25 protein-coding genes, 1 pseudogene and 1 riboswitch are annotated in these 24,108 nt (G+C 72.0%); of the genes and pseudogenes, 12 read left to right on the plus strand and 14 right to left on the minus strand.

The features are described 5' to 3' along the window. Positions 1-5: 5 nt before the first annotated feature. The 4 genes from efeB to L0965_RS09610 all read right to left on the minus strand — a co-directional run bounded on the left by efeB (position 6) and on the right by L0965_RS09610 (position 5,071). Entirely contained in the window at positions 6-1,307 is a 1,302-nt protein-coding gene (efeB, locus tag L0965_RS09595; RefSeq protein WP_101306762.1) for an iron uptake transporter deferrochelatase/peroxidase subunit, read from the minus strand. Then, positions 1,304-2,533, minus strand: coding sequence for an iron uptake system protein EfeO (efeO, locus tag L0965_RS09600; protein ID WP_101306761.1), 1,230 nt, complete (start codon positions 2,531-2,533; stop codon positions 1,304-1,306). The genes efeB and efeO overlap by 4 nt, the downstream gene beginning before the upstream one ends. Continuing rightward, positions 2,530-3,459, minus strand: a complete 930-nt coding sequence (efeU, locus tag L0965_RS09605) for an iron uptake transporter permease EfeU (RefSeq protein WP_101306760.1) — start codon at positions 3,457-3,459, stop codon at positions 2,530-2,532. Before efeU ends, efeO begins: the two co-directional genes overlap by 4 nt. Positions 3,460-3,628: 169 nt before the next feature. After that, entirely contained in the window at positions 3,629-5,071 is a 1,443-nt protein-coding gene (locus L0965_RS09610) for an XRE family transcriptional regulator (protein WP_060961021.1), read from the minus strand. Positions 5,072-5,192: 121 nt separating this feature from the next. On the opposite strand from L0965_RS09610, the gene L0965_RS09615 reads away from it, so the two are divergent. Then, positions 5,193-7,085, plus strand: a complete 1,893-nt coding sequence (locus L0965_RS09615; protein WP_060961020.1) for a phosphoenolpyruvate carboxykinase (GTP) — start codon at positions 5,193-5,195, stop codon at positions 7,083-7,085. Between the two features lie 6 nt (positions 7,086-7,091). Here L0965_RS09615 and L0965_RS09620 read toward each other — a convergent pair whose 3' ends face one another. Genes L0965_RS09620 through L0965_RS09630 form a run of 3 tightly spaced genes read right to left on the minus strand, consistent with a single transcriptional unit; the run spans position 7,092 to position 8,544 of the window. Next, positions 7,092-7,424 carry a hypothetical protein gene (locus L0965_RS09620; protein ID WP_101306759.1) on the minus strand — a complete coding sequence of 111 codons (333 nt, stop codon included), beginning with the start codon at positions 7,422-7,424 and terminating at the stop codon, positions 7,092-7,094. Beyond that, complete coding sequence (locus tag L0965_RS09625) at positions 7,421-7,993, minus strand: hypothetical protein (protein ID WP_061782042.1); 573 nt, start codon at positions 7,991-7,993, stop codon at positions 7,421-7,423. Before L0965_RS09625 ends, L0965_RS09620 begins: the two co-directional genes overlap by 4 nt. Before the next feature lie 5 nt (positions 7,994-7,998). Beyond that, positions 7,999-8,544, minus strand: coding sequence for an RNA polymerase sigma factor (locus tag L0965_RS09630; protein WP_060961017.1), 546 nt, complete (start codon positions 8,542-8,544; stop codon positions 7,999-8,001). Between the two features lie 261 nt (positions 8,545-8,805). Between L0965_RS09630 and L0965_RS09635 the strand changes: the two genes are divergently transcribed. The 6 genes from L0965_RS09635 (at position 8,806) to L0965_RS09660 (ending at position 11,162) form a co-directional block, all read left to right on the plus strand. Then, positions 8,806-9,225 carry an Asp23/Gls24 family envelope stress response protein gene (locus L0965_RS09635; protein WP_060961016.1) on the plus strand — a complete coding sequence of 140 codons (420 nt, stop codon included), beginning with the start codon at positions 8,806-8,808 and terminating at the stop codon, positions 9,223-9,225. Further along, positions 9,222-9,419 (plus strand): DUF2273 domain-containing protein, encoded by a 198-nt coding sequence (locus L0965_RS09640; protein ID WP_060961015.1) that lies wholly within the window; start codon positions 9,222-9,224, stop codon positions 9,417-9,419. The genes L0965_RS09635 and L0965_RS09640 overlap by 4 nt, the downstream gene beginning before the upstream one ends. A 2-nt stretch (positions 9,420-9,421) precedes the next feature. Further along, positions 9,422-9,733, plus strand: a complete 312-nt coding sequence (locus tag L0965_RS09645) for a hypothetical protein (protein WP_061782043.1) — start codon at positions 9,422-9,424, stop codon at positions 9,731-9,733. Then, a complete protein-coding gene (locus L0965_RS09650) occupies positions 9,730-10,332 on the plus strand; it encodes a DUF6286 domain-containing protein (protein ID WP_061782044.1) in 603 nt (200 codons plus the stop codon). Before L0965_RS09645 ends, L0965_RS09650 begins: the two co-directional genes overlap by 4 nt. Beyond that, positions 10,329-10,889, plus strand: coding sequence for a hypothetical protein (locus L0965_RS09655; RefSeq protein ID WP_101306757.1), 561 nt, complete (start codon positions 10,329-10,331; stop codon positions 10,887-10,889). The genes L0965_RS09650 and L0965_RS09655 overlap by 4 nt, the downstream gene beginning before the upstream one ends. Positions 10,890-10,964: 75 nt before the next feature. After that, positions 10,965-11,162, plus strand: a complete 198-nt coding sequence (locus L0965_RS09660) for a CsbD family protein (protein ID WP_036314858.1) — start codon at positions 10,965-10,967, stop codon at positions 11,160-11,162. A gap of 60 nt (positions 11,163-11,222) precedes the next feature. Here L0965_RS09660 and L0965_RS09665 read toward each other — a convergent pair whose 3' ends face one another. After that, complete coding sequence (locus tag L0965_RS09665; protein ID WP_101306756.1) at positions 11,223-13,139, minus strand: ABC transporter ATP-binding protein; 1,917 nt, start codon at positions 13,137-13,139, stop codon at positions 11,223-11,225. A gap of 199 nt (positions 13,140-13,338) precedes the next feature. On the opposite strand from L0965_RS09665, the gene L0965_RS09670 reads away from it, so the two are divergent. From L0965_RS09670 to L0965_RS09680, 3 genes are read left to right on the plus strand one after another with little or no spacing between them, the layout of a single operon-like run. Beyond that, entirely contained in the window at positions 13,339-14,280 is a 942-nt protein-coding gene (locus tag L0965_RS09670; protein WP_060961009.1) for an ABC transporter ATP-binding protein, read from the plus strand. Further along, complete coding sequence (locus tag L0965_RS09675; RefSeq protein ID WP_060961008.1) at positions 14,277-15,149, plus strand: ABC transporter permease; 873 nt, start codon at positions 14,277-14,279, stop codon at positions 15,147-15,149. Before L0965_RS09670 ends, L0965_RS09675 begins: the two co-directional genes overlap by 4 nt. After that, positions 15,146-15,973, plus strand: coding sequence for an ABC transporter permease (locus L0965_RS09680; protein ID WP_060961007.1), 828 nt, complete (start codon positions 15,146-15,148; stop codon positions 15,971-15,973). The genes L0965_RS09675 and L0965_RS09680 overlap by 4 nt, the downstream gene beginning before the upstream one ends. 82 nt (positions 15,974-16,055) lie before the next feature. On the opposite strand, the gene L0965_RS09685 is transcribed toward L0965_RS09680, so the two are convergent. Together L0965_RS09685 and L0965_RS09690 are read right to left on the minus strand one after the other, a co-directional pair. After that, positions 16,056-17,450 (minus strand): MFS transporter, encoded by a 1,395-nt coding sequence (locus L0965_RS09685; RefSeq protein WP_101306755.1) that lies wholly within the window; start codon positions 17,448-17,450, stop codon positions 16,056-16,058. 157 nt (positions 17,451-17,607) lie between these two features. Beyond that, positions 17,608-17,958 carry a hypothetical protein gene (locus L0965_RS09690; RefSeq protein ID WP_060961005.1) on the minus strand — a complete coding sequence of 117 codons (351 nt, stop codon included), beginning with the start codon at positions 17,956-17,958 and terminating at the stop codon, positions 17,608-17,610. A gap of 187 nt (positions 17,959-18,145) precedes the next feature. On the opposite strand from L0965_RS09690, the pseudogene L0965_RS09695 reads away from it, so the two are divergent. Continuing rightward, positions 18,146-18,334 (plus strand): annotated as a pseudogene (locus tag L0965_RS09695) (GIY-YIG nuclease family protein); the annotation flags it as partial. Positions 18,335-18,527: 193 nt separating this feature from the next. Here the strand turns inward: L0965_RS09695 and ribH are convergent. Genes ribH through ribD form a run of 4 tightly spaced genes read right to left on the minus strand, consistent with a single transcriptional unit; the run spans position 18,528 to position 21,998 of the window. Next, entirely contained in the window at positions 18,528-19,001 is a 474-nt protein-coding gene (ribH, locus tag L0965_RS09700; protein WP_101306754.1) for a 6,7-dimethyl-8-ribityllumazine synthase, read from the minus strand. After that, the gene (gene ribA, locus L0965_RS09705; RefSeq protein ID WP_205283361.1) at positions 18,998-20,278 is read right to left on the minus strand and encodes a GTP cyclohydrolase II; all 1,281 of its coding nucleotides are present in this window, start codon (positions 20,276-20,278) and stop codon (positions 18,998-19,000) included. Before ribA ends, ribH begins: the two co-directional genes overlap by 4 nt. Further along, positions 20,275-20,919 (minus strand): riboflavin synthase, encoded by a 645-nt coding sequence (locus L0965_RS09710; RefSeq protein WP_101306752.1) that lies wholly within the window; start codon positions 20,917-20,919, stop codon positions 20,275-20,277. The genes ribA and L0965_RS09710 overlap by 4 nt, the downstream gene beginning before the upstream one ends. Then, on the minus strand, positions 20,919-21,998 hold the full coding sequence (ribD, locus tag L0965_RS09715) for a bifunctional diaminohydroxyphosphoribosylaminopyrimidine deaminase/5-amino-6-(5-phosphoribosylamino)uracil reductase RibD (RefSeq protein WP_061782047.1): 1,080 nt from the start codon (positions 21,996-21,998) through the stop codon (positions 20,919-20,921). The genes L0965_RS09710 and ribD overlap by 1 nt, the downstream gene beginning before the upstream one ends. Before the next feature lie 71 nt (positions 21,999-22,069). Next, positions 22,070-22,225, minus strand: a riboswitch (FMN riboswitch). A 131-nt stretch (positions 22,226-22,356) separates the two neighbouring features. On the opposite strand from ribD, the gene L0965_RS09720 reads away from it, so the two are divergent. Then, positions 22,357-24,108 carry a glycerol-3-phosphate dehydrogenase/oxidase gene (locus tag L0965_RS09720; protein ID WP_101306751.1) on the plus strand — a complete coding sequence of 584 codons (1,752 nt, stop codon included), beginning with the start codon at positions 22,357-22,359 and terminating at the stop codon, positions 24,106-24,108.

Raw genomic sequence — 24,108 nt, forward strand, 5'->3', positions numbered from 1 at the left:
CGACGCTAGCCGAAGAGGCCGGCGCCCACGTACGAGCCCGCGACGGCTCCCGGAGGAACGGCCCAGAGGCCGGAGCCGATGTGGCGGATGTACTCGTTGAGCAGGTCCGTCGACAGCGCGCGCTGCAGCGTGACGAACTGCTCGGGTGAGCGCTGGTACGCGAGGAAGAACAGGCCCGCGTCGAGCCGGCCGAGCTCGGTGTTGCCGTCGACGTAGTTGTACCCGCGCCGCAGGATGCGGATGCCGCCGTTGAGGTCGGGGTGCGCGAGCCGCACGTGGCTGCGCGCGTCGATCGCCGGCCGGCCGGTCGCGCCGACCGCGGCGAAATCCGGAGCGCTCTGCTCCTCGCCTCCCGACAGGGGAGCGCCGTGGGCCTTGTCCCGGCCGGTGATGCGCTCCTGCTCGCTCAGCCGCACGCGATCCCAGGTCTCGATGAGCATGGCGATCTTGCGCGCCACCAGGTAGGAGCCGCCCGTCAGCCAGGCGGGCCCGTCGCCGTCGCCGACCCACACATGGGCGTCGAGGGCGGCCTGGTCGTCGGCGAGGATGTTGGCGGTGCCGTCCTTGAACCCGAAGAGGTTCCGCGGCGTCGCCTGGTCGGCGGTCGTCTTCGAGGTCTTGCCGAACCCCAGCTGCGACCAGCGCAGCCGGGCGCGGCCGAAGGCGATGCGGCTGAGGTTGCGGATCGCGTGCACCGCCACCTGCGGATCGTCCGCGCACGCCTGGATGCAGAGGTCGCCGCCCGTGTGGTCGGGGGAGAGGTCCTCGCCGAGGAACGGCGGCAGCGTCGTCAGCAGGGCCGGCGCGCGGTCGGCGATGCCGTAGCGGTCGGTGCCGTCCGCGGCGGTGAACAGCGTCGGGCCGAAGCCGAACGTGATCGTGAGCCCGTTCGCGGCGAGCCCCAGCGCCTCGCCGGTGTCGTCCGGCGGCGCTTCGGGGGAGCCTCCGACGGCCCCGCTCGCCGAGACGTCGAGCCCCTGGGTCATCCGGGATGCCGCGTACGACCAGTCCTGCAGCAGCTCGATGAGGTCCGCGCGCGTGGTGCGGTCCATCATGTCGAACGAGGCGAAGTGCAGGTGGTCCTGCACGGGCGTCGTGATGCCCGCCTGGTGCGCGCCGTAGAACGCGTAGGGCGAGGCGGTGCCGGCCGCGCCGCGCGCCCGGCCGACCGCGACACCGGCGGCGGCGCCCGCCCCGGCGCCGACGGCGAGACCGGCGGCGCCGACGCCCGCGGCGAGGCCCAGGAGGCCCCGACGGCTCAGGCCTGCGCGCGGCGACGCGGCGTCGTCGGGGAGCTCCCCGCTCACTGCAGGATGGCGGACGTGAGCTTGGACAGCGGCTCCGCCAGCGCGTTGATGAGATCGGTGAGCTGACGCTTGTCGCTCTCGCTGAGCTCGCGGTAGTTCACGAAGCCGGCGCTGAGCGAGCCGTGCGTCGCGAGCGCCGCCTCGAGGTCGGCGTACCCGGCCTCGATCCGGCCCGCGAGCTGCGTGCCCTCGTCGCCGGAGGAGACGGCGAAGTCCTTGACGAGCGAGAACGCCATCTTCGAGCCTTCGACGTTGGCCGCGAAGTCGGCGAGGTCGGTGCCGCTCCACCAGTCCTCCTCGCCGCTGATCTTGCCCGTCGCGACCTCGTCGAGCAGGGCGATCGCCCCGTTGGAGATGCCGGCGACACCCTGCTCGTCCAGTGCCGTCTGGAAGGCGTCGGAGTGCACGTACGCGTTCAGCTCGGCGACGTCGGCGATCAGCTTGTCGCCGTGAGTCGCGCGCTCGGCGGCGGTGGACGGAGCCCAGTCCTTCCACGCCGACGTGGCGCCGTCGGAGTTGAGCGCGTCCTGCGCCGGCACCCAGAGGTCCTTCTCGATGCGGTGGAAGCCCGTCCACTCGAGACCCTCCGCGACGGCATCCACCTCGCGGTAGTCGATGCGCGGGTCGAGGTCGCCGAGCGATTCCGCCACCGGCTCGATGCGCTCGTAGAACGCGCGCGTGCTCGCGAACAGCGACCGCGCCTTCTCGTCGTCGCCGGCGACGTAGGCCGCCACGAATGCGTCGACGGCGGGCACGAGCTGCTCGACCTGGTCCGTCACGAACGCCGCGTAGAGTCCGACGGCCTTCTGCTTCTGCTCCCCGTCGTCACCGGCCGCCGTCACGGCGTCGCCCGTGACCGAGAAGCCGGCCCGGCCGACGCCCTCGCCCACCATCCCCGGCTTGCAGAGCGTGAAGTAGTCCCCCGGCTGCGCGACGAGGGTCAGGGTGCGCGACGCGCCGGGCGCGATGTTCTCGACCTCTCCCACGATGCGCAGCCCGTCGTCGGCGAGCAGGTAGAACTCCGTCACCTGCGAGCTCGCGTTGCTCACCGAGAACGTCAGGGTCCCGCTCGTCGCGGTCGCCGTGGACACCTCGCACGACGTGTCGGTCGAGGTGACGGTGAGTGCGTCGGAGGCCGTGACGTCGCTCTTCGCGACGCAGCCGGCCAGCACGAGGGAGACGGCGCCGAGTGCGGCGACGGCGCCCCAGGTACGCATGCGGGTCATGATGCTCCTTGGTGGTGCGGAACGGGCGGGATCACGGGGGATGCCGCGGAACGGGCGGGCCGGCGGCGCAGGCCGCGGACGAAGAGGGTGCCGACGACGGCGAGGTAGAGCACCCAGGCGACGACCTGCAGCCAGGACATCTGCGGCATGAAGCCGACGGTCGCCTGGAGGAGGACGGCGAGCGGGCCGCTCGGCGTGATGGCCGCGCTGACGTCGAACGCCCAGCCGAAGGGGAAGGCCGACAGGCCGACGGCGACGTTGCCGGCCGCGTCGACCGGGGCGAGGGCGGAGAACGGCCCGGGAAGGGCGCCGGCCTCCTGCAGATCGTGGACGGCGTAGGCGAGCACCCCGGCGGCGACGATGACGAGGAACGCCCCCGTCCAGCCGAAGAACACGCGCAGGTCGAGCCGCACCATGCCGCGCGCGAGCAGCCACCCCAGCAGCACGGCGACCGCGAGTCCGAGCAGGGCGCCCGCGAGCGCCGTCGGGGTGTCGCCGAAGGACTGCACCATCGACCACAGCAGGAGGGTCGTCTCGATGCCCTCGCGCGCGACCGACACGAACCCGATCAGCACGATGCCCCACAGCCCGCCCGTGGCGAGCGCGCGGTCGATGCCGCCCTCCAGCGTCGCCTTCATGGTGCGCGCGGTGCGCTGCATCCAGAAGATCATCCAGGTGACCATCCCGACGGCGACCAGCGAGAGCAGTCCGCCGATCAGCTCCTGCGCCGTGAAGGTCAGGGCGTACGCGCCGAAGGTGAGGATGGCGCCGATGCCGACGGCGAGGGCGATGGCCAGCCCGACGCCGATCCACAGTCGCGGCAGCACGTCGCGTCGGCCGATACGGCCCAGGTAGGCGACGAGGATGCCGACGACCAGCGCGGCTTCGAGGCCCTCGCGGAGGCCGATGAGGAAGGTGGCGAGCACAGATGCTTCTTCGGGTGAGGAGAAGAGAGGCCGGTGCCCGCTGCCCCATCGCAGTCCCACCGGGCCCCCGTTGACGGAGGATCCGGTGAGGTTAGGCGAACCTCACAAGATGCGAGGGTACACCGCCCGCGCGGCGACGCTCAACCCGCACCCGTCGCGCGGCCGAGCCTCAGCCCTGCGCGTGCCGGTCGAGGAAGGCGTACACCTCTCCGTCGTCGACGCCGGGGAAGGCTCCCCGCGGCAGCGGCGAGAACATCTGCATGTGCACCCGCGCGCTCGGCCAGGCGCGTCCCGCCCAGCGCTCGGTGAGCGCGGCATCCGGCCGGCGGCAGCACGACTCGTCGGGGCACGTGGAGCTCGCGCGCTTCTGCGTCTCGCGTCCGCGGAACCAGCGGGCGTCGTCGAACGGGACGCCCACGGTGATCGAATACTCGCCGTCGGCCGTGCGGCCCGTCTGGCTCGAGCACCAGAACGTCCCCGCCGGGGTGTCGGTGTACTGGTAGTGCTCGACGGTGCGGTTCTGCTCCGCGAAGGCGGACCGCGCGGCGAAGCGCCGGCAGACGACCTGGCCCTCGACCGACCCCGTGACATCCAGCGGCAGCGGCAGCCCGTCGTTCTCGTACGCGCGGCTGATCGCCCCCGACCCGTCGACGCGCAGGAAGTGCAGGCGGATGCCGATGTGCTGCGTCAGAAGGTTCGTCAGCCGCATCCCGGCCGCCTCGTGCGTGACGCCGAACGCGTCGCGGAAGTCTTCGACGGCGAGGTTGCGGTCCTTCTTGGCCTGGGCCAGGAAGGCGACCGAGGCCGTCTCGGGCATCAGGCAGCAGGCCGCGAAGTAGTTGATCTCGAGCCGCTGCTGCAGGAAGTCGGCGTAGTCGGTGGGCGGCGTGTGCCCCAGGAGGCGGTGCGCCATCGCCTGGAGCGCCATCGAGCGCAGTCCGTGGCCGCCGGGGATCGAGGCGGGCGGCAGGTAGATGCGTCCGTTCTCGAGATCGGTCACCGAGCGCGCCGAATGTGGCAGGTCGTCGACGTAGATGAGCTCGAAGCCCAGCTGGGAGGCCATGATGCTCACCGTGCGGTGGGTCAGGGCCCCCGTGACGTGGCCGGCCGCCTTCAGCTGCTTCTCCGCGAGCTTCTCGACATCGGGCAGGTAGTTGTCCTTCGCCCGCATGCGCAGGCGCAGCTCGGTGTTGGCGCGGCGCGCCTCCTCGGGCGTCGCGATGGCGGCACGCTCGCGACGCTGCAGTTCGCGGTGCAGGCCGAGCACCGACTCGATCGTCTCGTCGGTGGTCGCCTTCGTCACCCGGATCGACGGGATGCCGAGGGCCCGGAACACCGGCGAGGCCTGAGCGCGTTCCAGTTCGAGCTCGAGGGCCGCCCGGCGGTTCGGCGGCTCCGGGGAGAGCAGATCGGTGACGTCGGTGCCGGTCGCGCCGGCGATCGCCTGCAGCAGCGAGAGCTTGGGCTCGCGCTTGCCGTTCTCGATCAGGCTGAGCTGGCTGCCGGCGACACCGACCAGGCCGCCCAGCTCGTCGAGGGTCAGGCCGTGCGAGACGCGCTGGTGACGGATGCGGTGTCCGAGGGTCGACAGCTCGAGGGGGGTGGGCGCCATTCCTTGAGCATAGCGAAAGAAAAGCGATTCTTGACGCCGAGGTGGCTGATAATCGGGCGCATTCAGCCTGCACAGTGGAAGGGACGCACCAGACATCCGCTGCCACGCCGAAGGAGCTGACATGGCCATCGCCGACCTGTTCACCCGCCCCACCGCCGTTCTTCCCGCGGGCGGGAGCGCACCCGCTGCGCCCGCCCGGTTCGGACGGCGCCCCACGGCCGCCGGCGCGGGTCTCGAGGAGCTCTTCGCCTGGGTCGACGAGATCGCCGCTCTCACGCAACCGGCCCGCATCCACTGGGTCGACGGCTCGCGCGCCGAGAACGAGGCGCTGCTGCGCGAGCAGGTGGAGGAGGGCAAGCTCATCAAGCTCAACCCCGAGTGGCGCCCCGGCTCGTACCTCGCCCGCTCGCACCCGAGCGACGTCGCCCGCACCGAGGCGCGCACCTTCATCGCGTCGGCGCGGGAGGAGGATGCCGGCCCCACGAACAACTGGGTCGCCCCGGAGGAGATCCGCGCGACGATCACGCCGCTGTTCGAGGGATCGATGCGCGGGCGCACGATGTACGTCGTCCCCTTCTCGATGGGAGCCGTCGGCGGGCCGCTCTCGCACATCGGCGTCCAGATCACCGACAGCGCCTACGCGGTCACCTCGATCGGGATCATGACCCGCGTCGGCACCGCCGTGCTGGAGCAGATCGCCGACGGCAAGCCGTGGGTGAAGACGGTCCACTCGGTCGGAGCCCCGCTCGCCCCGGGCCAGCAGGACGTGCCGTGGCCGTGCAACGACGAGAAGTACATCGTGCACTTCCCCGACACGCTCGAGGTGTGGTCGTTCGGCTCCGGCTACGGCGGGAACGCGATCCTGGCCAAGAAGTGCTTCGCCCTGCGCATCGCCTCCGTCATCGGACGCGACGAGGGCTGGCTCGCCGAGCACATGCTCCTCATCCGCGTCATCAGCCCGGAGGGGCGCAGCTTCCACCTCGCGGCGGCCTTCCCCTCGGCGTGCGGCAAGACGAACCTCGCGATGCTGCGTCCGACCATCCCGGGCTGGCGCGTGGAGACCCTGGGCGACGACATCGCGTGGCTGCGCCCCGGCGAGGACGGCCGGCTCTGGGCGATCAACCCCGAGGCGGGCTTCTTCGGGGTCGCGCCCGGCACGGGACAGTCGACGAACGTCGCGGCCGTGGAGACGCTCTGGGGCAACACGATCTTCACGAACGTCGCGCTGCGCCCCGACGGCGACGTGTGGTGGGAGGGCCTCACCGACGAGGTGCCGGACGAGCTCACCGACTGGGAGGGCAACCCCTGGACGCCCGCATCCGGGCGGCCCGCGGCGCACCCGAACTCGCGCTTCACGGTGAGCGCGGGTCAGTGCCCGCAGATCGCTCCCGACTGGGAGGCCCCCGAGGGCGTGCCGCTGGACGGCATCCTCTTCGGCGGACGCCGGGCCACCAACGTGCCGCTGGTGGTCGAGGCCACCGACTGGACGCACGGCGTCTTCCTCGGCTCCAACATCTCCTCCGAGCGCACCGCCGCCGCCGAGGGGACCGTCGGCGAGCTGCGCCGCGATCCCTTCGCGATGCTGCCGTTCTGCGGCTACAACATGGCGGACTACTTCGGCCACTGGCTCGCGGTCGGCCAGCAGCTGCGGTTCGACCGCGCGCCGCGCATCTTCCAGGTGAACTGGTTCCGCAAGGGCGACGACGGCCGCTTCCTCTGGCCCGGCTTCGGCGACAACGCGCGCGTCATCGACTGGATCATCCGCCGCATCGAGGGCCGGGTGTCCGCCGTGGACAGCCCCATCGGGCGGCTGCCGCTCACGGACGACCTCAACCTCGCCGGCATCGAGGTGCCGCAGCGCGATCTGGACGCCCTCTTCGAGATCGACCGCGACCTGTGGCTGCAGGAGACCGACCTCACCGAGGAGTTCTACCGCACCTTCGAGGGCCGCGTCCCGGCCGCGCTCTACGCCGAGCTCGCGGCCCTGCGCTACCGCCTCCGGCGGGAGGCGTGAGCGGGCTCAGCCGGGGGTGATCCGGCTGACGCGCACCGTGACCCGGGCATCGGGGTCGCCGATCGCGTCGCGAACGCGTGCGGCGACCTCGCGGGACACCTCGGCGACGCGCCCCCCGGTCACGCCGATGCTCACCGTCGCCTCGACGGCGTCGGCACGACGCACGACGACGCTGTAGGCGCCGTCCGGCGCGACGGTCGCCCACCACAGGCGTGCGGGCAGGGGCGCGGCGTAGTACAGCTCCGCGACGCCGGCGACGGCGCGCGCGGCGGCATCCACGGTCGCCGCCAGGTCGGAAGGGCGCAGGCCGTCCGCCGCGGGGATCGACAGGTCGCTCATCGCTCGTCCTCCCGCACCCGCAGCGAGTCGACGACCACGTCGATCTCGCCCACCGTCCACTCGGCGTACTCCTCCAGCGCGTGCCGCACGCGCGTGCGCACCCGGTCGGCGACGCCCGGCAGCCCGTCGCCGCGCAGGACGACGGCGTGCAGCACGCTGATCGTCATCCGCACGTCGACCCGCGCGGCGGTGTCGACGTCCACGTCGACGCGCTCCACGAGCACGCCCTCCACGTCGTCTCCCGCGTCGCGGACGAGTCCGCGCACCGCGCCCTCGGTGACGACGATGCGAACGGGCTCGTCGTCGATCAGCGGCAGGTCGCGTCCGGCCCGCGACTCGCGAGCCACCTCGCCGAGGATCTGCTGGAACCATGACTCCGACACGTCGGTGCGGGCGTCGTGCTCGACCAGCTCGCGCGACAGCGCCCCGAGCCGATCCATCGAGTCGAGGACGGCGCGGCACTGCGGATCGCCCTCGATGGCGGCGATCGCCGGGGTGCGCCCACGGTCGTGGTACGCGGCGAGCTCCTCGAGGGTGTGGCCCGACTCTCCGATCTCCTCGCGTGTCATCTCGTTCACCTCCAGTCCTGCATGCGGTCGTAGATGGTCGCGCGTGCGCGCGCCAGGCGGCCGCGGACGGCCGTGGCCGAGACGCCGAGCTCGCGGGCGATCTCGTCGTAGCCGTACCCGCTGACCTCGCGCAACAGCCACACGGTGCGCTGCTCGACCGGCAGGTCGTCCAGCACGCGCCGCAGCGTGTCCAATTGAGAGGATGCCACGGCGGACTCGTCGGGCGTCGGCTGCAGCGCTTCGGGCTCGGCATCCTCGATGGGCGTCGAGGGGCGCGCCGAGCGCAGCCGGTCGGTGGCCTTGCGGGCCACGATCGTCGACAGCCAGGAGCGCACGCGTGCGGGCTCGCGCAGTTCGGGCAGTCGCCGCCAGGCGACGATGAGCGCCTCCTGCACGCAGTCGTCGGCGTCGGCGCGCGAGCCGAGCAGGCGCGTCGCGAAGCCGATCAGGTACCCGCTGTGGCGACGCACGAGCACGGCGAAGGCGCGCTCGTCCCCGTCGGCGGCGCGCGCCGCGAGCACGCCGTCCTCGACGAGCGTCAGCGTCTCCACACGCGCTCCTTCCCCTGTGCTCCCTCGTGCCGCAGCGGCACGGTCCCCCCGGTCTACGACGACCGTGCCACGAACGCGGCGGCGCGCCAAGGGGTTGCGCGCGGCCTCCCGCAGCGTCTATGCGGACGGTGTCGGGGTCACGTCCGGCACCGGCGTCACCGCACTCAGCGAACTGCCAGGGAATCGACCGTGACGATCGGGCCGCGGCGCCCGTCACACTCGTGAACGCCCTCACCCGAGGGTGCGGAAAGGACACAGATCATGGCCACCACGACCACCCCCACCCCGAACGCCGCTCCCGTCGCCGGCGGCGGCAAGACCGTCATCGTCGACCCCGTGATCGCGAAGATCGCCGGCATCGCGGCATCCTCCGTCCCCGGCGTGCACGCCCTCGGCGGCGGCGCCGCCCGCGTGATCGGCAGCATCCGCGAGGCCGTCGGCGCGAAGGACCTCGGCCAGGGCGTGAACGTCGAGGTCGGCGAGAAGCAGGTCGCCGCCGACATCACGATCGTCGCCGAGTACCCCGAGCAGCTGCAGCGCGTGGCCTCCGACGTCCGCGCGGCCGTCGCCGACGCCATCACGGAGCTGGCCGGCATGGAGGTCACCGAGGTCAACGTGACCGTCGTGGACGTCCACATCCCGGGTGACGACGACGCGCCCGCCCCGGAGCGCGTCCAGTGACCGGCGCGAGCCCCACGGTGTGGGGTGCCGTCGCGGGCGCCGTCCTGGCCTTCGCCGTCCTGGCGTTCGGGTTCTGGGGCATGGTGCTCGTGGCGGTGCTCGCCGCCCTCGGCGGTCTCATCGGCGCCGCGGTGTCGGGTCGCATCGACCTGCGCGCGGCGATCGACGCGGCCCGCGGACGGCGGGTGGGCTGATCATGGATGCCGCACGGATCCCCGGTCGGGTCACCATCGCCACACGGGCCTACGAGCGCGTCGCGGCGGCGGTGCTCGCCGATGAGCTGGGGGTCCCCGCCCGCGCGGCCCGCGCGAGCGTGCGCGACGCGGGCGGGGCGCTCGCCCTGGATCTCACCAGCGGCATCCGCGGCGACGCCGAGCCCATCGCCACCGGCGCCGCATCGGCGCGCACCCGCACCGGCGAGCGCGTGACCGAGCTCACCGGTGCCCGCGTCGGCGAGATCCGACTGCGCATCACACATCTCGTGACCGAAGAAAGGAGCGGCTCGTGAACACGACACCGACGACGGCGGACGCCGTCCCGGCGGAACGTCCCGACCGCGTCGAGCGGGCCGCTGCGAAGCGTCTGCAGGGGCGCTCGCGCGCCGTCTGGGTGGCCGTCGCGCTGCTGGTCGCCGCCGCGGTCGCGGTCCTGCTCGCCGTGGAGGCGGTGCTCGCCGCGCTCGGGCAGCCGCCCGCGCTCGTCGCCCCGGACGCCATCGGCGCCGCGCTGACCGGCGGCGGGACGACGGGGACGATCGTCGCCGCGACCGCCGCGGTGTTCGGCCTCCTGTGCCTCTGGGGCGCACTCGCCCCCGGGCGCACGCACCGCCGGGCCCTCGCCGCCGGGCGGGTGCCCCTGGTCGTCGACGACGCCGTCATGGCGGGCGCGCTGTCCCGCACGGCCGGCAGCGCCGCGGCGGTGGCCGCCTCCCACGTGACCACCCGGCTCGGCGGTCGCCGCGCCCGGGTCTCGCTCACCCCGTCCACCGGGTTCCCGGTCGACCGTGAGCGGGTGTCGCGCGCGGCCGACGACCTGCTCACCGAACTCGGCGCCGCGCCGCGTCTGACGGCGCGGATCGACGTCGCCGCGGAAGGACGACTCTCATGACTCTCGGGGCCCGCATCCTCAATCGCGCGATCCTGCTCCTGCTCGCACTCGTCGCCGTCGCGGTCGCCGTCACCGCCGCCTGGCCCGTCCTGGCGGGCGGGCAGGCGATGCCGCTGCTGGCACCGCTCGCCGACGCCGTCCGCAGCACGGGGCTCGCTCCCCGGGCACAGGCCGGGATCGCCGCCGGCATCCTGGCCCTGGGCGTCGTGATCGCTCTCGTGATCGTCCTCACCCGTGGCGAGCGCCACGTGCGTGCGGCCGTCGACGACGGGGGGATCGCCATCGACGACGGCGTCGTCGCCGACCTGCTGCGGCGCTCGCTGGCCGACGTGCCCGACGTGCTGACGGTGTCGGCGGTCACCCTCCGTCGTCGTCGCGGCCGTCTCGTGCGCGTCCGCGTGCAGGTGCGCCCCCGCGCCGACCTGGCACTCGTCCAGCGTCGCGTGTCCGCCGCCGTGGCCGACACCGATCGGCGCCTGGGGCTCGCCCTCCCGCTGGTCGTCCAGCTCACGGGCGGGCTGCGGTCCGCCTTCGCCCACGAGCGCCGCGTCGCCTGACGCCGTCGAACGTCCCCGCCTGCCGGGGATCCCTGAGAAGAACACCCAGAACCACCACAGAGAAAGGAGACCCCCATGGGCCTCGCAGACGACATCAAGAACACCGCCGAGAACCTGACCGGCAAGGCCAAGGAGGCGATCGGCAACCTCACCGACAACGACAAGCTCGTCGCCGAGGGCAAGGCCGACCAGGTCAAGGCTCACGCGAAGGACGCGGCCGCCGACGTCAAGGACGCGGCGAAGGACGCGAAGGACGCGCTCGGCGGCAAGTGAGCCGACCGTGACACGCGAAGGGCCCGCCGGCGTCGGCGGGCCCTTCGTCGTGTCGGCGGATCAGACCAGCAGCTGGTGCTTCGCCAGGTCGCGATACAGCGGCACGGTCTCCACGAGCTCGGAGTGCGTGCCCTGGCCCACGACGCGGCCGTGGTCCATCACCACGATCAGGTCGCTGTCGACGACGGTCGACAGACGGTGGGCGATGACCACGAGCGTGCGGCCGGTCGCGACGGCGTCGATCGCCTCGCGCATGCGCTGCTCGTTCAGCCCGTCCAGCGACGAGGTCGACTCGTCCAGCAGCAGCACCGGGGGAGCGGCCAGCAGCGCCCGCGCGATCGCGAGGCGCTGGCGCTCGCCGCCGGAGAGCATGACGCCCGCCTCGCCGACGGGGGCCTCGAGTCCGAGGGGGGAGCGCTCCAGCACGTCGCCGAGGTTGACGGCGCGCAGCACCCGCTCGCAGTCCTCGTCGGAGGCCGTCGGCGACGCCAGCCGGAGGTTGTCGGCGATGGTGCCGGCGAGGGTCGGCGCATCCTGCTCGACGTAGCCGAGCTGGGCGCGCAGTCGCGTGCGGTCGATGCCGCGGAGGTCGACGCCGTCGAGCAGGATCGCCCCGCCGGTGGGGTCGTAGAAGCGTTCGATGAGGGCCAGGGTGGTCGACTTGCCGGCTCCGGACGGCCCGACGAGGGCGACGCGGGCGCCGCGCGGGACGCGGAAGGACACGCCCCGCAGCACTTCGCCCGGGGTGTCCGACACCTCGACGGTGGCGTCGGCGTGCGCCTCGGCGAGCAGGGCCGCGGCTTCCGCCTCCGAGCGGCGGCGCGCGCTGACCACGGCATCCGGGTAGGAGAACCGGACGTCGCGGAACTCGATCGTCGCCGGCGGCGTCTGGTCCTCGTGCGCGGCGGCGGTCGAGATCGGCGAGGTGCCGACGGCGACGGATGCCGCGACCTCCGCGTCGCACGCGGTCTCGGTGCGCAGATCCAGCACCTCCTGGATGCGCCCCAGGGCGCCGAGGGCCTGTCCGACGGAGGTGATCGCCCCGAAGAACGAGCCCAGGGGCTGGACGAGGAAGAAGAGGAACATCACGAACGTGACCAGCCCCGCGATCGTGATGGCTCCCGAGGCGACGCGGAACCCGCCGACGCCCAGGACCACCAGCAACGACAGCTGCAGCGCGACACCGGCGACCGGCACGACGAACGCCGACGCCTTCGCGACCTGCACGCCGGCCTCGTACGCGCCCCGCGCGGTGTGCTCGATGCTCTCGCGCTCGCGCTCCGAGGCCCCCGAAGCGCGGATCGTGCGAATCGATCCGACCGCGCGCTCGACGCCCGAGGCCAGCTCGCCGACCTTCTCCTGCTGCACGGCGGTCGCGCGACGGATGCGCCCGCTGAGGGCCACCACGACCGCGACCGACGCCCCCACGACGACGAGGATGAGCGCCAGCAGCACCGGATCGATGATGAGCATCGCGACGATCGCGCCGACGAAGATGAGCGCATTGCCGATCGAGTCGGCGAGGCCCTGGGTGAGCACGGCGTACAGCAGCGTCGTGTCGGTGCCGACGCGCGAGACGAGGTCTCCCGTGCGACGCGCGTCGTACTCCTGCACCGGCAGGTGCAGCAGCTGGGCGATGAGGCGGCGGCGGCTCGAGTAGACGACCGCGGTGCCCGTGCGCTGCAGCAGGAAGTGCTGGATGCCGCTGATCACCGACGACGCGACGACGAGGCCCACCAGCACCCAGACGAGCACCCCGAGCGGATCCTCCTTCTGCACCCGGTCGATGACCTGGCCGACGACGAGCGGCTGAGCGAGCGTCGCGACCGCGGCGAGCACGCTCAGCACGGCCACGACGACGAGCACACCCTTCTGCTCGAAGACGAAGGGGAGGAGCTGTCGCAGGTTCGCGCGGGGCCCATCGTCGGCGGGACGGCGGCGGCTGCGGGACGGGCGGGTGGTGCTGGCAGAAGACATGGGAGCTTTCGGGCGGTGTTCGGGTGCCTCTATCTTCTCTCTCGGCGGCGCCGCGCGGGGTCACCCTCCCGCTTCCCGCACATCCGGATGCCGAGTGACGCCCATCCGTCCCCTGGTGTCGCCACCCGCCGTCGCTCGCGACATCGCGGGACGGATGAACGGTGCGTGCCCTGTCGGAGGCCGCGGATAGGGTGGACCGGTGCCCGCTCCTGTCATCTCCGCTCGTCACCTCGTGAAGTCCTACAAGGTCAAGGGGAAGCCCGACTTCGTCGCCGTCGACGGTCTCAGCTTCGAGGTCGCGCCGGGGGAGTCGTTCGGTCTGCTGGGCCCGAACGGGGCCGGCAAGTCGACGACCATGAAGATGATCGGCGCCGTCTCCACCCGCACCGCGGGCGAGCTGCAGATCCTCGGACTCGACCCCGACCGATACGGCCCCGAGATCCGCTCGCGGCTCGGCGTCGTCCCGCAGCAGGACAACCTCGACGGGGAGCTCAACGCCCGCGAGAACCTTTACATCTACGGGCGGTACTTCGGTCTTCCCGGCAAGGTCTGCCACGAGAAGGCCGATGAGCTGCTCGCCTTCGCGCAGCTCGAGGACAAGGCGAAGAACAAGGTCGACCAGCTCTCCGGCGGTATGAAGCGCCGCCTCACGATCGCCCGCGGACTCATCAACGACCCTCGCATCCTCCTGCTGGACGAGCCGACGACGGGCCTCGACCCGCAGGCGCGCCACGTGCTGTGGGACCGCCTGTTCCGTCTCAAGGAGCGCGGCACGACGCTCGTGCTGACCACGCACTACATGGACGAGGCCGAGCAGCTGTGCGACCGGCTCATCGTCGTCGACAAGGGACGCATCATGGCCGAGGGCACCCCGGCATCCCTCATCCGCGCGCACTCGAGCCGCGAGGTGCTGGAGGTGCGCTTCGGCTCCGATCGCAACGCCGTCGTCGCCGAGAGCCTCGCCGGCATCGGCGACCGCGTCGAGGTGCTCCCCGACCGCATCCTGATCTACGCCGACGACGGCGAAGCGGCCCTCGAGCGCGTCACCGCCCAGGGCCTGGAGCCGATCACCTCGCTCGTTCGTCGTTCGTCGCTGGAGGACGTGTTCCTGCGGCTCACGGGAAGGTCGCTGATCGAATGAGCGCGCCGCAGACGGATGCCGGGACGCATCCGAGCCTCGACGAGCTGCGTGCCGAGGCGATGGCGTGGGGACGCAAGCCCCGCCGGCGCGGCAGCTGGTACGTCACGGAGCACATGGTGCGCGCGATGCGCGCATACGGCTGGACGATCATCGTCGGCGCCGTCGGGCAGCCGATCCTGTACCTCCTCGGCCTCGCGGTGGGCCTGGCCGCGCTCATCCGCGTGCCGATCGTCGACCACGGGCAGGAGGTCAGCTACCTGATGTTCGTCGCGCCGGCGCTGCTGGCGACGGCGACGATCTCGGTGGCCAGCGAGGAGCTGACGTATCCGGTCATGGCCGGTTTCAAGTGGCGGCGCTACTTCTACGGCTTCAACGCGTCGCCGCTGTCGAGCCCGCAGATCGCGAACGGGGTGGTCGCGGGGGCGACGGCGCGCATGGTCGTCGCCTCGGCCGCGTACTACCTGATCGTCTGGCTGCTGCCGTTCGGGGCGGTGCCGCATCCCGCGACGGGGTGGCTCGCGGTGTTCGCCGGTGTGCTGGCGGGGCTCGCCTTCGGCATCCCGCTCATGGCGTACGCGGGGTCGATCGAAGACGACAAGGGGCAGTTCGCCCTCGTGCAGCGCTTCCTCTTCATGCCGATGTTCCTGTTCTCCGGCACGTTCTACCCGCTGGACTCGCTGCCGCTGTGGTTGCAGTGGATCGGGTGGGTCTCGCCGCTGTGGCACGGCGCCGAACTCGGTCGCGTCGCCACCTACGGAGCGGCGGTGGACCCGGTGATGGTCGCGGTCCACCTCGTCTACCTGCTCGCCCTCGCGGTGGTCGGCTACCTGTTCGCCCGCCGCGTCTTCACCGAGAGGCTCGCGAAATGAGCGCCGTCGTCGAGGTGCCCTCCACCGCGGCCCGCCGCGGCGGCGTCCGCGCGCTGTGGGCGGGCAACCCGGGCGCCGTCGTGCAACGCGGGCTCATCGCGGCCCGGTCGTCGAGTTGGGCGGTCGTGCTCTCCGGCTTCTTCGAGCCGGTGTTCTACCTGGCCTCGATGGGCATCGGCCTCGGCGCGCTCATCGGTGACGTCGAGACCACCCAGGGCGCGAGCGTCAGCTACGCCGCCTTCATCGCCCCGGCGCTGCTGGCGGTGTCGGCGATGAACGGCGCCATCTACGACTCCACGTGGAACGTCTTCTTCAAGCTCAACTACGGCAAGCTCTACGAGGGGATGCTCGCGACGTCGCTCGGACCGCTCGACGTCGCCCTGGGCGAGATCCTCTACGCGCTGCTGCGCGGACTCGCCTACGCGACCGGGTTCATGATCATCATGCAGGTCCTCGGGCTCAACCTCGCCTGGACCGCGGTGCTCGCCCTGCCCGCGGTCGTGCTGATCGCCTTCGGCTTCGCGAGCCTCGGCATGGCCGTCACGAGCTACATGAAGACGTTCCAGCAGATGGACTGGATCAACTTCGTGCTCCTGCCGATGTTCCTGTTCTCCGCCACGTTCTACCCGATCACGGTCTACCCCGGCTGGGTGCAGCAGATCGTCATGGCCCTGCCGCTGTGGCACGGGGTGGAGCTGATCCGCGGGCTCACGACCGGCATCCTGAGCGTCGACATGCTCTGGCACGTGCTCTACTACCTCGTCATGATCGCGATCGGGCTCGTGTTCACGACCAAACGGCTGCGCGCGCTGTTCCTCGACTGAGCTCGCAGCGGCGCGCACGTCGTGAGACGACGGATGCCGCGGTCCCCCCGGGCCGCGGCATCCGCCGGTCGTCGCCGAAGGCTCAGAGCGAGCCGGTCTCGCCCAGGCCGATGTTCGTCTCGTAGTCGACGTCCTTGGTCTCACGGGACAGCACCAGGGCGATGAGGGTGAGTACCGCGGAACCCGACAGATACAGGCCGACCAGCCACGGCTCGCCGCCGGCCGCGGCCCAGAGGCCGAGAGCGATCGAGGGGGCGATGGCCGCGCCGAGGATCGACGAGACGTTGTAGGCGATCGCCGAGCCGGTGTAGCGGACGTTGGTCGGGAAGAGCTCCGGCAGCACGGCGCCCATCGGCCCGAAGGTGGCCCCCATCAGCATGAAGCCGAACACGAGGAAGGCCTGCACGAGCGCGCCGGTGAACTTCGGGTCGACGGCCGGGAGGAGGAACACGTTGAAGGTGAGTCCGAGCACACCGATCAGCGCGGTCACCCAGATGAGGAGTTTCCGCCGCCCCACGGCATCCGCGATGGGACCCGACAGCAGCGTGAAGACGCCGAAGAACACGACACCGATGATCTGCATGATCACGAAGTCGGTGTAGCCGAAGCCGAGCCCGGGGACGGGGGCGTCGGCGGCCGTCGTGCCGTAGGCGAGGGTGAAGCTCGTCATCAGATAGAAGAGCACGTAGGTGGCGAGCATGATGAACGTGCCGAGGACCAGGTTCTTCCCGTGCCCGCGGACGACCTCGCCCAGCGGGAACCGGCGGATCGCGCCCTTCTTCTCGGCCGCGGTGAACGTCGTCGACTCCACGAGCTTCAGACGCACCCAGAGACCGATGATCACCATCACCGCCGAGAACAGGAACGGCACGCGCCAGCCCCAGGAGAGGAAGGCATCCGAGCGCTGCAGGGGGCCGTCGGGGTGGGGGAGGGCGAAGTTGATCACGAGGAACAGGGTGTTGGCGATGATGAAGCCGATGGGGGCGCCCAGCTGCGGGAACGTGCCGTACCACGCGCGCTTGCCCTTCGGGGCGTTCTCGGTGGCCACGAGGGCGGCGCCCGACCACTCGCCGCCGAGGGCGAAGCCCTGGAAGAGGCGCAGGATCAGCAGCAGGAAGGCCGCCCACCAACCGATGCCGGCATAGGTGGGCAGGCATCCGATGAGGAAGGTCGCGATGCCCATCGTGAGCAGAGACGCGACGAGCGTGGCCTTGCGGCCGAAGCGGTCGCCGAAGTGACCGAAGACGACGGCGCCGATCGGGCGGGCGATCATCGCGGCGCCGAAGACGGCGAACGACGACAGCAGGGCCGTGGTCTCGTCACCGGTCGGGAAGAAGAGCACCGGGAACACGAGCACCGCGGCGGTCGCGTAGACGTAGAAGTCGTAGAACTCGATGGTGGTGCCGACGAGGCTCGCGGTGATGACGCGGGCGCGGGAGTTGGCGGGTGCGGCGGGGGCCGCGGTGGCTGCGGACATGCGGAGTGAGCTACCTATCGATGGGGTGTCGAAGGTCCTCGTGGGACGCGCCGGTGGTGGGCGTCCGGGGCAGGGGTGTGTGCGGCGGGCGCCGCGACGATGGGGGCACCGGGGCGCCGGCAGGTTCCCGGCGCACGGCCATCGAGTCTACGCCGGGTCAGCGCCAGAGCACGGCCAGGGCCGCGTTGAGGAAGGTGAGGATGCCGACGAGCCAGAACAGGGCCGCCGGCGCCGCGCCCGCCTTGCGCTGGCGCGCGGTGCCGATGCCCAGGACGGCGCCGATCGCGAGCAGCACGATGAGCTTCACGCCGAGCTTGGTGTAGTTCAGCGGGTGGTCGATGCCCCACGGGGCGGCGAGGGCGAGCCCCGCGACGGCGGCGATGACCATGCCCCACGTCATCAGTCGCGTGATGCGCCGCTGGCCCACCGCCTCCACGACCCAGGCGCCGAAGAGGATCGCGAAACCGGTGAGGTGGACGAGGACGACGGCGTGACGCAGGATCTCCATGCCTTCAGCCTAACTGATGGCGGGCGGATCCGCGCCCCCCGCCCGCCGCGCGAGCACAGCGAGTCGAAACGTGTGCACCCCCGGTCGTTGAGCGAGCGCAGCGAGTCGAAACGCGTTCCCGGGCTGTGGACAACGCCCCCGGCATCCGCACGGCCCCCGGTACCGTCGCGGGATGCCGTTCGTCTACATGCTGCGGTGCGCCGACGGCACGCTCTACGTGGGCAGCACGATCGATCTCGATCGGCGCGTCGCGCAGCATGCGGCGGGAGAGGGAGCCGTGTACACGCGCCGGCGTCTGCCCGTGGAGCTGATCTGGAGCGAGGAGATGGCGCGCGTCGCGGACGCGTTCGCCTGGGAGAAGCGGCTGCAGGGGTGGAGTCACGCGAAACGTCTCGCCTACGCCGAGGGCGGTATCGAGGCGGTGCGGCGGTGGAGTGCCCGCCGTCGCGGCGACTGCGGGCGTTTCGACTCGGCCCTGCGGGCCTCGCTCAACGACCGGGGGGAGAGGTCCGCACCCCCGGTCGTTGAGCGAGCGGAGCGAGTCGAAACGCGTTCCCCCGCGCACCGCGTCAGCCGCGCAGGCGCCGCAGCAGCAGGGCCGTCCGCAGCGCGGCATCCGCCGCCTCGGCGCCCTTGTCCTCCTTCGACGCGGGAAGACCCGCGCGGTCGAGGCCCTGCTGCTCGTCGTCCAGGGTGAGCACCCCGAACCCGACCGGCTTGCCGGTGTCGAGGGCGACGCGGGTGAGCCCGTCGGTGGCCGCGGACGAGACGAACTCGAAGTGCGGCGTGCCGCCACGGATGATCACGCCGAGCGCCACCACCGCGTCGGCACCGGCGTCCAGCGCCGCCTTCGCCGCGACGGGCAGCTCGAACGAGCCGGGGACGCGTTCGAGGCTCCACGACGCGCCGGATGCCGAGAGCACGCGCTCCGCGCCGGCGATGAGGCCGTCGGTGATGACGTCGTGCCAGAGGCCCGCGATGACGACGACCCGCAGTCCCGTGGCGTCGATCGGGGCGGTCTGGGGGGTTCCGTGGCCGCTCATGCGTGCTCCTCCGTGCTGTGCGCGAGAGCCGCGTCGAGCTCGTCCGCGCTGATGATGTGGCCCATGCGATCGCGCTTGGTGGCCAGGTACTGGTGGTTGTTGGCGCCGACGCCGACCAGCAGCGGCACCTGCTCGACGATATCCAGTCCGAGCTCGCGCAGCTGCTTGACCTTGTCGGAGTTGTTCGTCAGCAGGCGGATGCGGTCCACGCCCAGATCGGCGAGGATGCCGCCGGCCGCCGCGTAGTCGCGCGCATCGGCGGGAAGTCCCAGAGCCAGGTTCGCGTCGACGGTGTCGAGCCCCCGCTCCTGCAGGCTGTACGCGCGCAGCTTGTTGATGAGACCGATGCCCCGGCCCTCGTGTCCGCGCATGTAGACGACGACCCCGCCGTCCTTCTCGATGCGATCCAGCGCCGCGTCCAGCTGCGGTCCGCACTCGCACTTGAGCGAGCCGAAGGCCTCGCCCGTCAGGCACTCCGAGTGCACGCGCACGAGCGGGGCGTCCTCGGTGAGGTCGCCGGAGACGACGGCGATGTGGTCGGTGCCGGTGACGCGATCCTTGTAGGCGAGGAAGCGGAACGTGCCGTGCGAGGTGGGAACGGTCGCCTCGGCGCGCAGGCTCACCCGGCGCTTCTGCGCCGCGGGAGAGGGCGCCGCGACGGCCGCGGGCTCGACCTCGTCGAGGTAGCCGATGAGCTGCTCGATCGTGATGACGGGCACGCCTTCGCGAGCGCCCATCTCGAGCAGACCCGGAAGCCGCATCATCGACCCGTCCTCAGCGACCACCTCGCCGATCGCGGCGACCGGCTGCAGGCCCGCGAGGCGCATGAGCTCGACCCCGGCCTCGGTGTGGCCGGCCCGCTCGCGCACGCCGCCGTCGACGGCGCGCAGCGGCAGGATGTGCCCCGGTCGGATCACCGACGACGGCACGGATGCCGGGTCGGCGAGCACGTTGAGGGTGTGCGAGCGGTCGGTGGCGCTGATCCCGGTCGAGACACGGTCGGCGGCGTCGACGCTGACCGTGTAGGCGGTCCCGCGGGCGTCCTCGTTGACCGCGACCATCGGCGGCAGGTCGAGACGGTCCGCCCACTCGGCGGGCATCGGCGCGCAGATGAACCCGCTCGACCAGCGGATGGTCCATGCCAGCCATTCGGGCGTCGCGAGCTGCGCCGACAGGATGATGTCGCCCTCGTTCTCGCGGTTCTCGTCATCGGCGACGATGACCGGCCGCCCCGCGCGGAGGGCATCGAGGGCTTCGGGGATGGTCGACAGGCTCATCGTGAGCCCCCTTCGTTCGTGTTCTCGGGAGAGGTCGGGGTGAAAGCGAGGAGGCGCTGGACGTGACGCGCCAGGATGTCGGTCTCGAGGTTGACGCGGTCGCCGGCCACCCGGTCGCCGAGCGTCGTCGCCTCGAGCGTCTCGGGGATGAGCGACACTTCGAACCAGGCCTCGGAGGCCGCGGCATCCGAGGCGTTCGACACCGTGAGCGAGACGCCGTCGACCGCGATCGACCCCTTGTCGACGACGAGCGGGGCGAGCTCCGCGGGCAGCGAGATGCGGATGACGCGCCACTCGGCACCCGGCCGCACCTCGAGCACCGTCCCGGTGCCGTCGACGTGCCCCTGCACGATGTGTCCGCCGAGGCGCCCGTGCGCGGCCATGGCGCGTTCGAGGTTGACACGGGTTCCCGGGCCGAAAGCGCCCAGCGTCGCCATGTCGAGGCTCTGGCGCATGACATCGGCCGTGAACCAGTCGTCGCCCTGGTCGACGACGGTCAGGCACACGCCGCTGACCGCGATCGAGTCGCCGTGGCCGGCGTCGGACACCGACAGCGGCGCTCGCACGGTCATCCGCACGCCGTCGCCCGACGGTTCCACCGCGACGATCTCGCCGCGCTCTTCGATGATTCCGGTGAACATCAGTCCTCTTCCTCCGTGGTCGCGGTGTGGGCCTCGTGCGCGGAGCGCAGATGCCCGACGATGAGCAGGTCGTCGCCGAGCCGTTCGACGGATGCCGTGGCCAGCCGGCGCTGCCCCGTGATCGTCGCGACGCCGATGTCGCCGACCGCGAGCCGCGGTCCGCCGATCAGCGTGGGCGCGATGTAGACGAGCAGCTCGTCGACGAGCCCCTCGCGGACGAACGACGACGCCAGGGTCGGTCCGCCCTCGACGAAGACGCGGTGCGCGCCCAGCTCGCGGAGCCGGTCGAGCAGGTCGGCGAGGTCATCGCCCTCGTCCTGCATGAACGGGCGCGGATGCCGCCGGACGCGGGCATCCAGGGGCGTGGCGCGCGTGCCGACGACCACGGGTCGCGGCTGGTCGTCGTAGAGCGTGCCGTCGGGCCGGCGTGCCGTCAGCGCGGGGTCGTCGGCGAGCAGCGTGCCCGTGCCGACGAGGATCGCATCGGCGACGCTCCGGCGGCGGTGCACGTCGGCCCGCGCCTGCGCACCGGTGATCCACTGGCTCGTGCCGTCGGCGGCCGCCGCGCGCCCGTCGAGGGACTGTGCCCACTTGAGCGTCACGTGCGGTCGGCCGAGGCGCTGCACCGTCAACCACGAGTCGAGCAGCGCTTCGCCCTCGTCCCCGCCGACGCCGCGGATCACCTCGACGCCCGCGGCGCGCAGCCGCTGCGCACCCCCCGAGGACTGCTCGCCGGGATCGTCGACGGCATAGACCACGCGGGCCACGCCGGCAGCGATGAGCGCCTCGCTGCACGGGCCCGTGCGGCCCGTGTGATTGCAGGGCTCGAGGGTGACCACGGCGGTGGTGCCGCGCGCGGCATCCGCGCCGGAGCGTGCGGTCAGTCGGGTGAGCGCGTCCACCTCGGCGTGAGCCGTGCCCGCCCCGCGATGCCAGCCCTCGGCGAGCACTTGTCCGTCGGGAGAGAGGATGACGGCCCCCACCTGGGGATTGACCCCTCGCGGGCCCCGCCGTGCGATCTCCAGGGCGCGCCGCATGGCACGGTCGATCACCGTGTCGTCGCGGTCTGTCGCTGCCATCCGTCGTCCTCCACCTGAGGCTCCGGGGGCGCGTTCGACACCGCAGACGACGCGTCCGCGTACGGATCGTCGTCCGTGCTGCCTCCCATCCGGACTAGCGCTCGGCCCCGCAGGGCCTTCGCACATCACCGTCGGTTCCGGAATCCCACCGGATCAACCCCCTGGTGAGAGGGGGCTCGCGGACTGTCACCGCCGGTTCGGATTCACACCGACCCCGGAGCACGTTTCTTGCACTTGATCCTAGTCAACGCGCGGATGCGGATTTCATTCCGTGTCGGTCGGAGGATTCCGCGCGGCCGCCCAGCGATCTCCCCGCCCCGCGGCCTAGCCTGGAGGCACACACGACGGGGAGGCGACGATGGCTCACGACACCAGCGGCACGCAGGGGAGCGACGATGTGCGCGGGGCGGCTCGTCTTCGTGGGCGCCCCTTCGCCGACGTGCTCATCATCGGCGGCGGCATCAACGGGCTCGCGACCTTCCGCGACCTCGCACTGCAGGGCGTCGACGTGGCTCTCGTCGAGCGCGGAGACGTCGTCTCGGGAGCGTCGGCGGCCTCGAGCCACATGATCCACGGCGGCATCCGCTACCTCGAGAACGGCGAGTTCCGCCTCGTCCACGAGGCCGTCACCGAGCGCAACGCGCTGCTGCGGACCGCGGCGCACTACGTCCGGCCGCTGCAGACGACCATCCCGATCGGCTCGACCTTCTCCGGAGTCCTGTCGGCTCCGTTGCGGTTCCTCCGGCACGGCGCCGGGAAGCGCCGGGAGCGGGGAGCGGTGCTCATCAAGATCGGCCTCGTGATCTACGACTCGTTCTCCCGCGGCGGCGGACTCTTCGGGGGAGGCGCGGTGCCGCGCCACGCGTTCCACGGCCGGTCCGCCTCGCTTCGGCAGCTGCCGCGGCTCAACCCCGCCACCCGCTACACCGCGACGTATTGGGACGCCTCCCTCCACGACCCGGAGCGGCTCGCGGTCGACGTCCTGCGCGACGGGCTGCGCGCCGGAGCGGCGGACGACCGGGCGCGCGTCGCGACCTACACGGCCGCCGTCGGACACGACGACGGCAAGGTGGTGCTCCGCGACGCCGATTCCGGAGCGGAGTTCGTGTTCTCGGCATCCGTCATCGTGAACGCGTCGGGACCGTGGACCGACCTCACCAACCGCGCCCTCGGCGACGACACGCATGACATGGGCGGGACCAAGGGCTCGCACATCGTGCTGGACAACGAGGAACTGCTCGAGGCGACCGCCGGCCGCGAACTGTTCTTCGAGCACTCCGACGGCCGCATCGTGCTCATCTACCCGTTGAAGGGACGCGTGCTCGTGGGCACGACCGACCTCGAGCACGACATGGGCGCGCCGATCGTCTGCACCGACGACGAGATCGACTACTTCTTCGAGTTGATCGGCCACGTCTTCCCCACGATCGCCGTCGATCGCTCGCAGATCGTGCACCGCTTCGCCGGCGTGCGCCCGTTGCCCGGACACGGCGACGTGGCCCCCGGTTTCGTGTCGCGCGACTACCGGATCGAGGCCGAGCGGATGCCCGGCAGCGACGCGCCGACCGTCCTCAGTCTCGTGGGCGGCAAATGGACCACCTTCCGCGCCTCGGCCGCCCACCTCACCGACCGGGTGCTGGAGGTGCTCGCCCGCCCGCGGACACGAACGACGAAGGGGCTCGCCATCGGCGGCGGCGTCGGCTATCCGACGTCCGAGCGCGCCCGCCGACAGTGGGTGCTGGCGCACGCCGGCGCGGTGGACCCGGCGCGCGTCGCCGTCCTCCTCGATCGCTACGGCACGATCGCCGCGGAGGTCATCGCCGCGACGGGCGCCGACGACGTCCCCCTGCGGACGGCGCCGGACTACACGCGCGACGAGTTGCGTCACCTCGCCCGCACCGAACTGGTCGTGCACCTCGAGGACGTGCTCCTGCGTCGCACCGATCTCGCCTTCCGGGGCCGCGCCGACCGGACCGTCGCCGTCGAGATCGCCGACGCGATCGCACCGGTCATGGGGTGGGATGCCGCCGCGCAGGCGGCCGAGGTCGATCGCGCGCTCGCCGCGGTCCACGCCGCCGATCCGGCCTGGCAGCCGGCGGCGGCGCGCTGA

It is taken from the genome of Microbacterium sp. NFH-22A-Y (assembly GCF_021401375.1).
GTDB lineage: Bacteria > Actinomycetota > Actinomycetes > Actinomycetales > Microbacteriaceae > Microbacterium > Microbacterium hominis.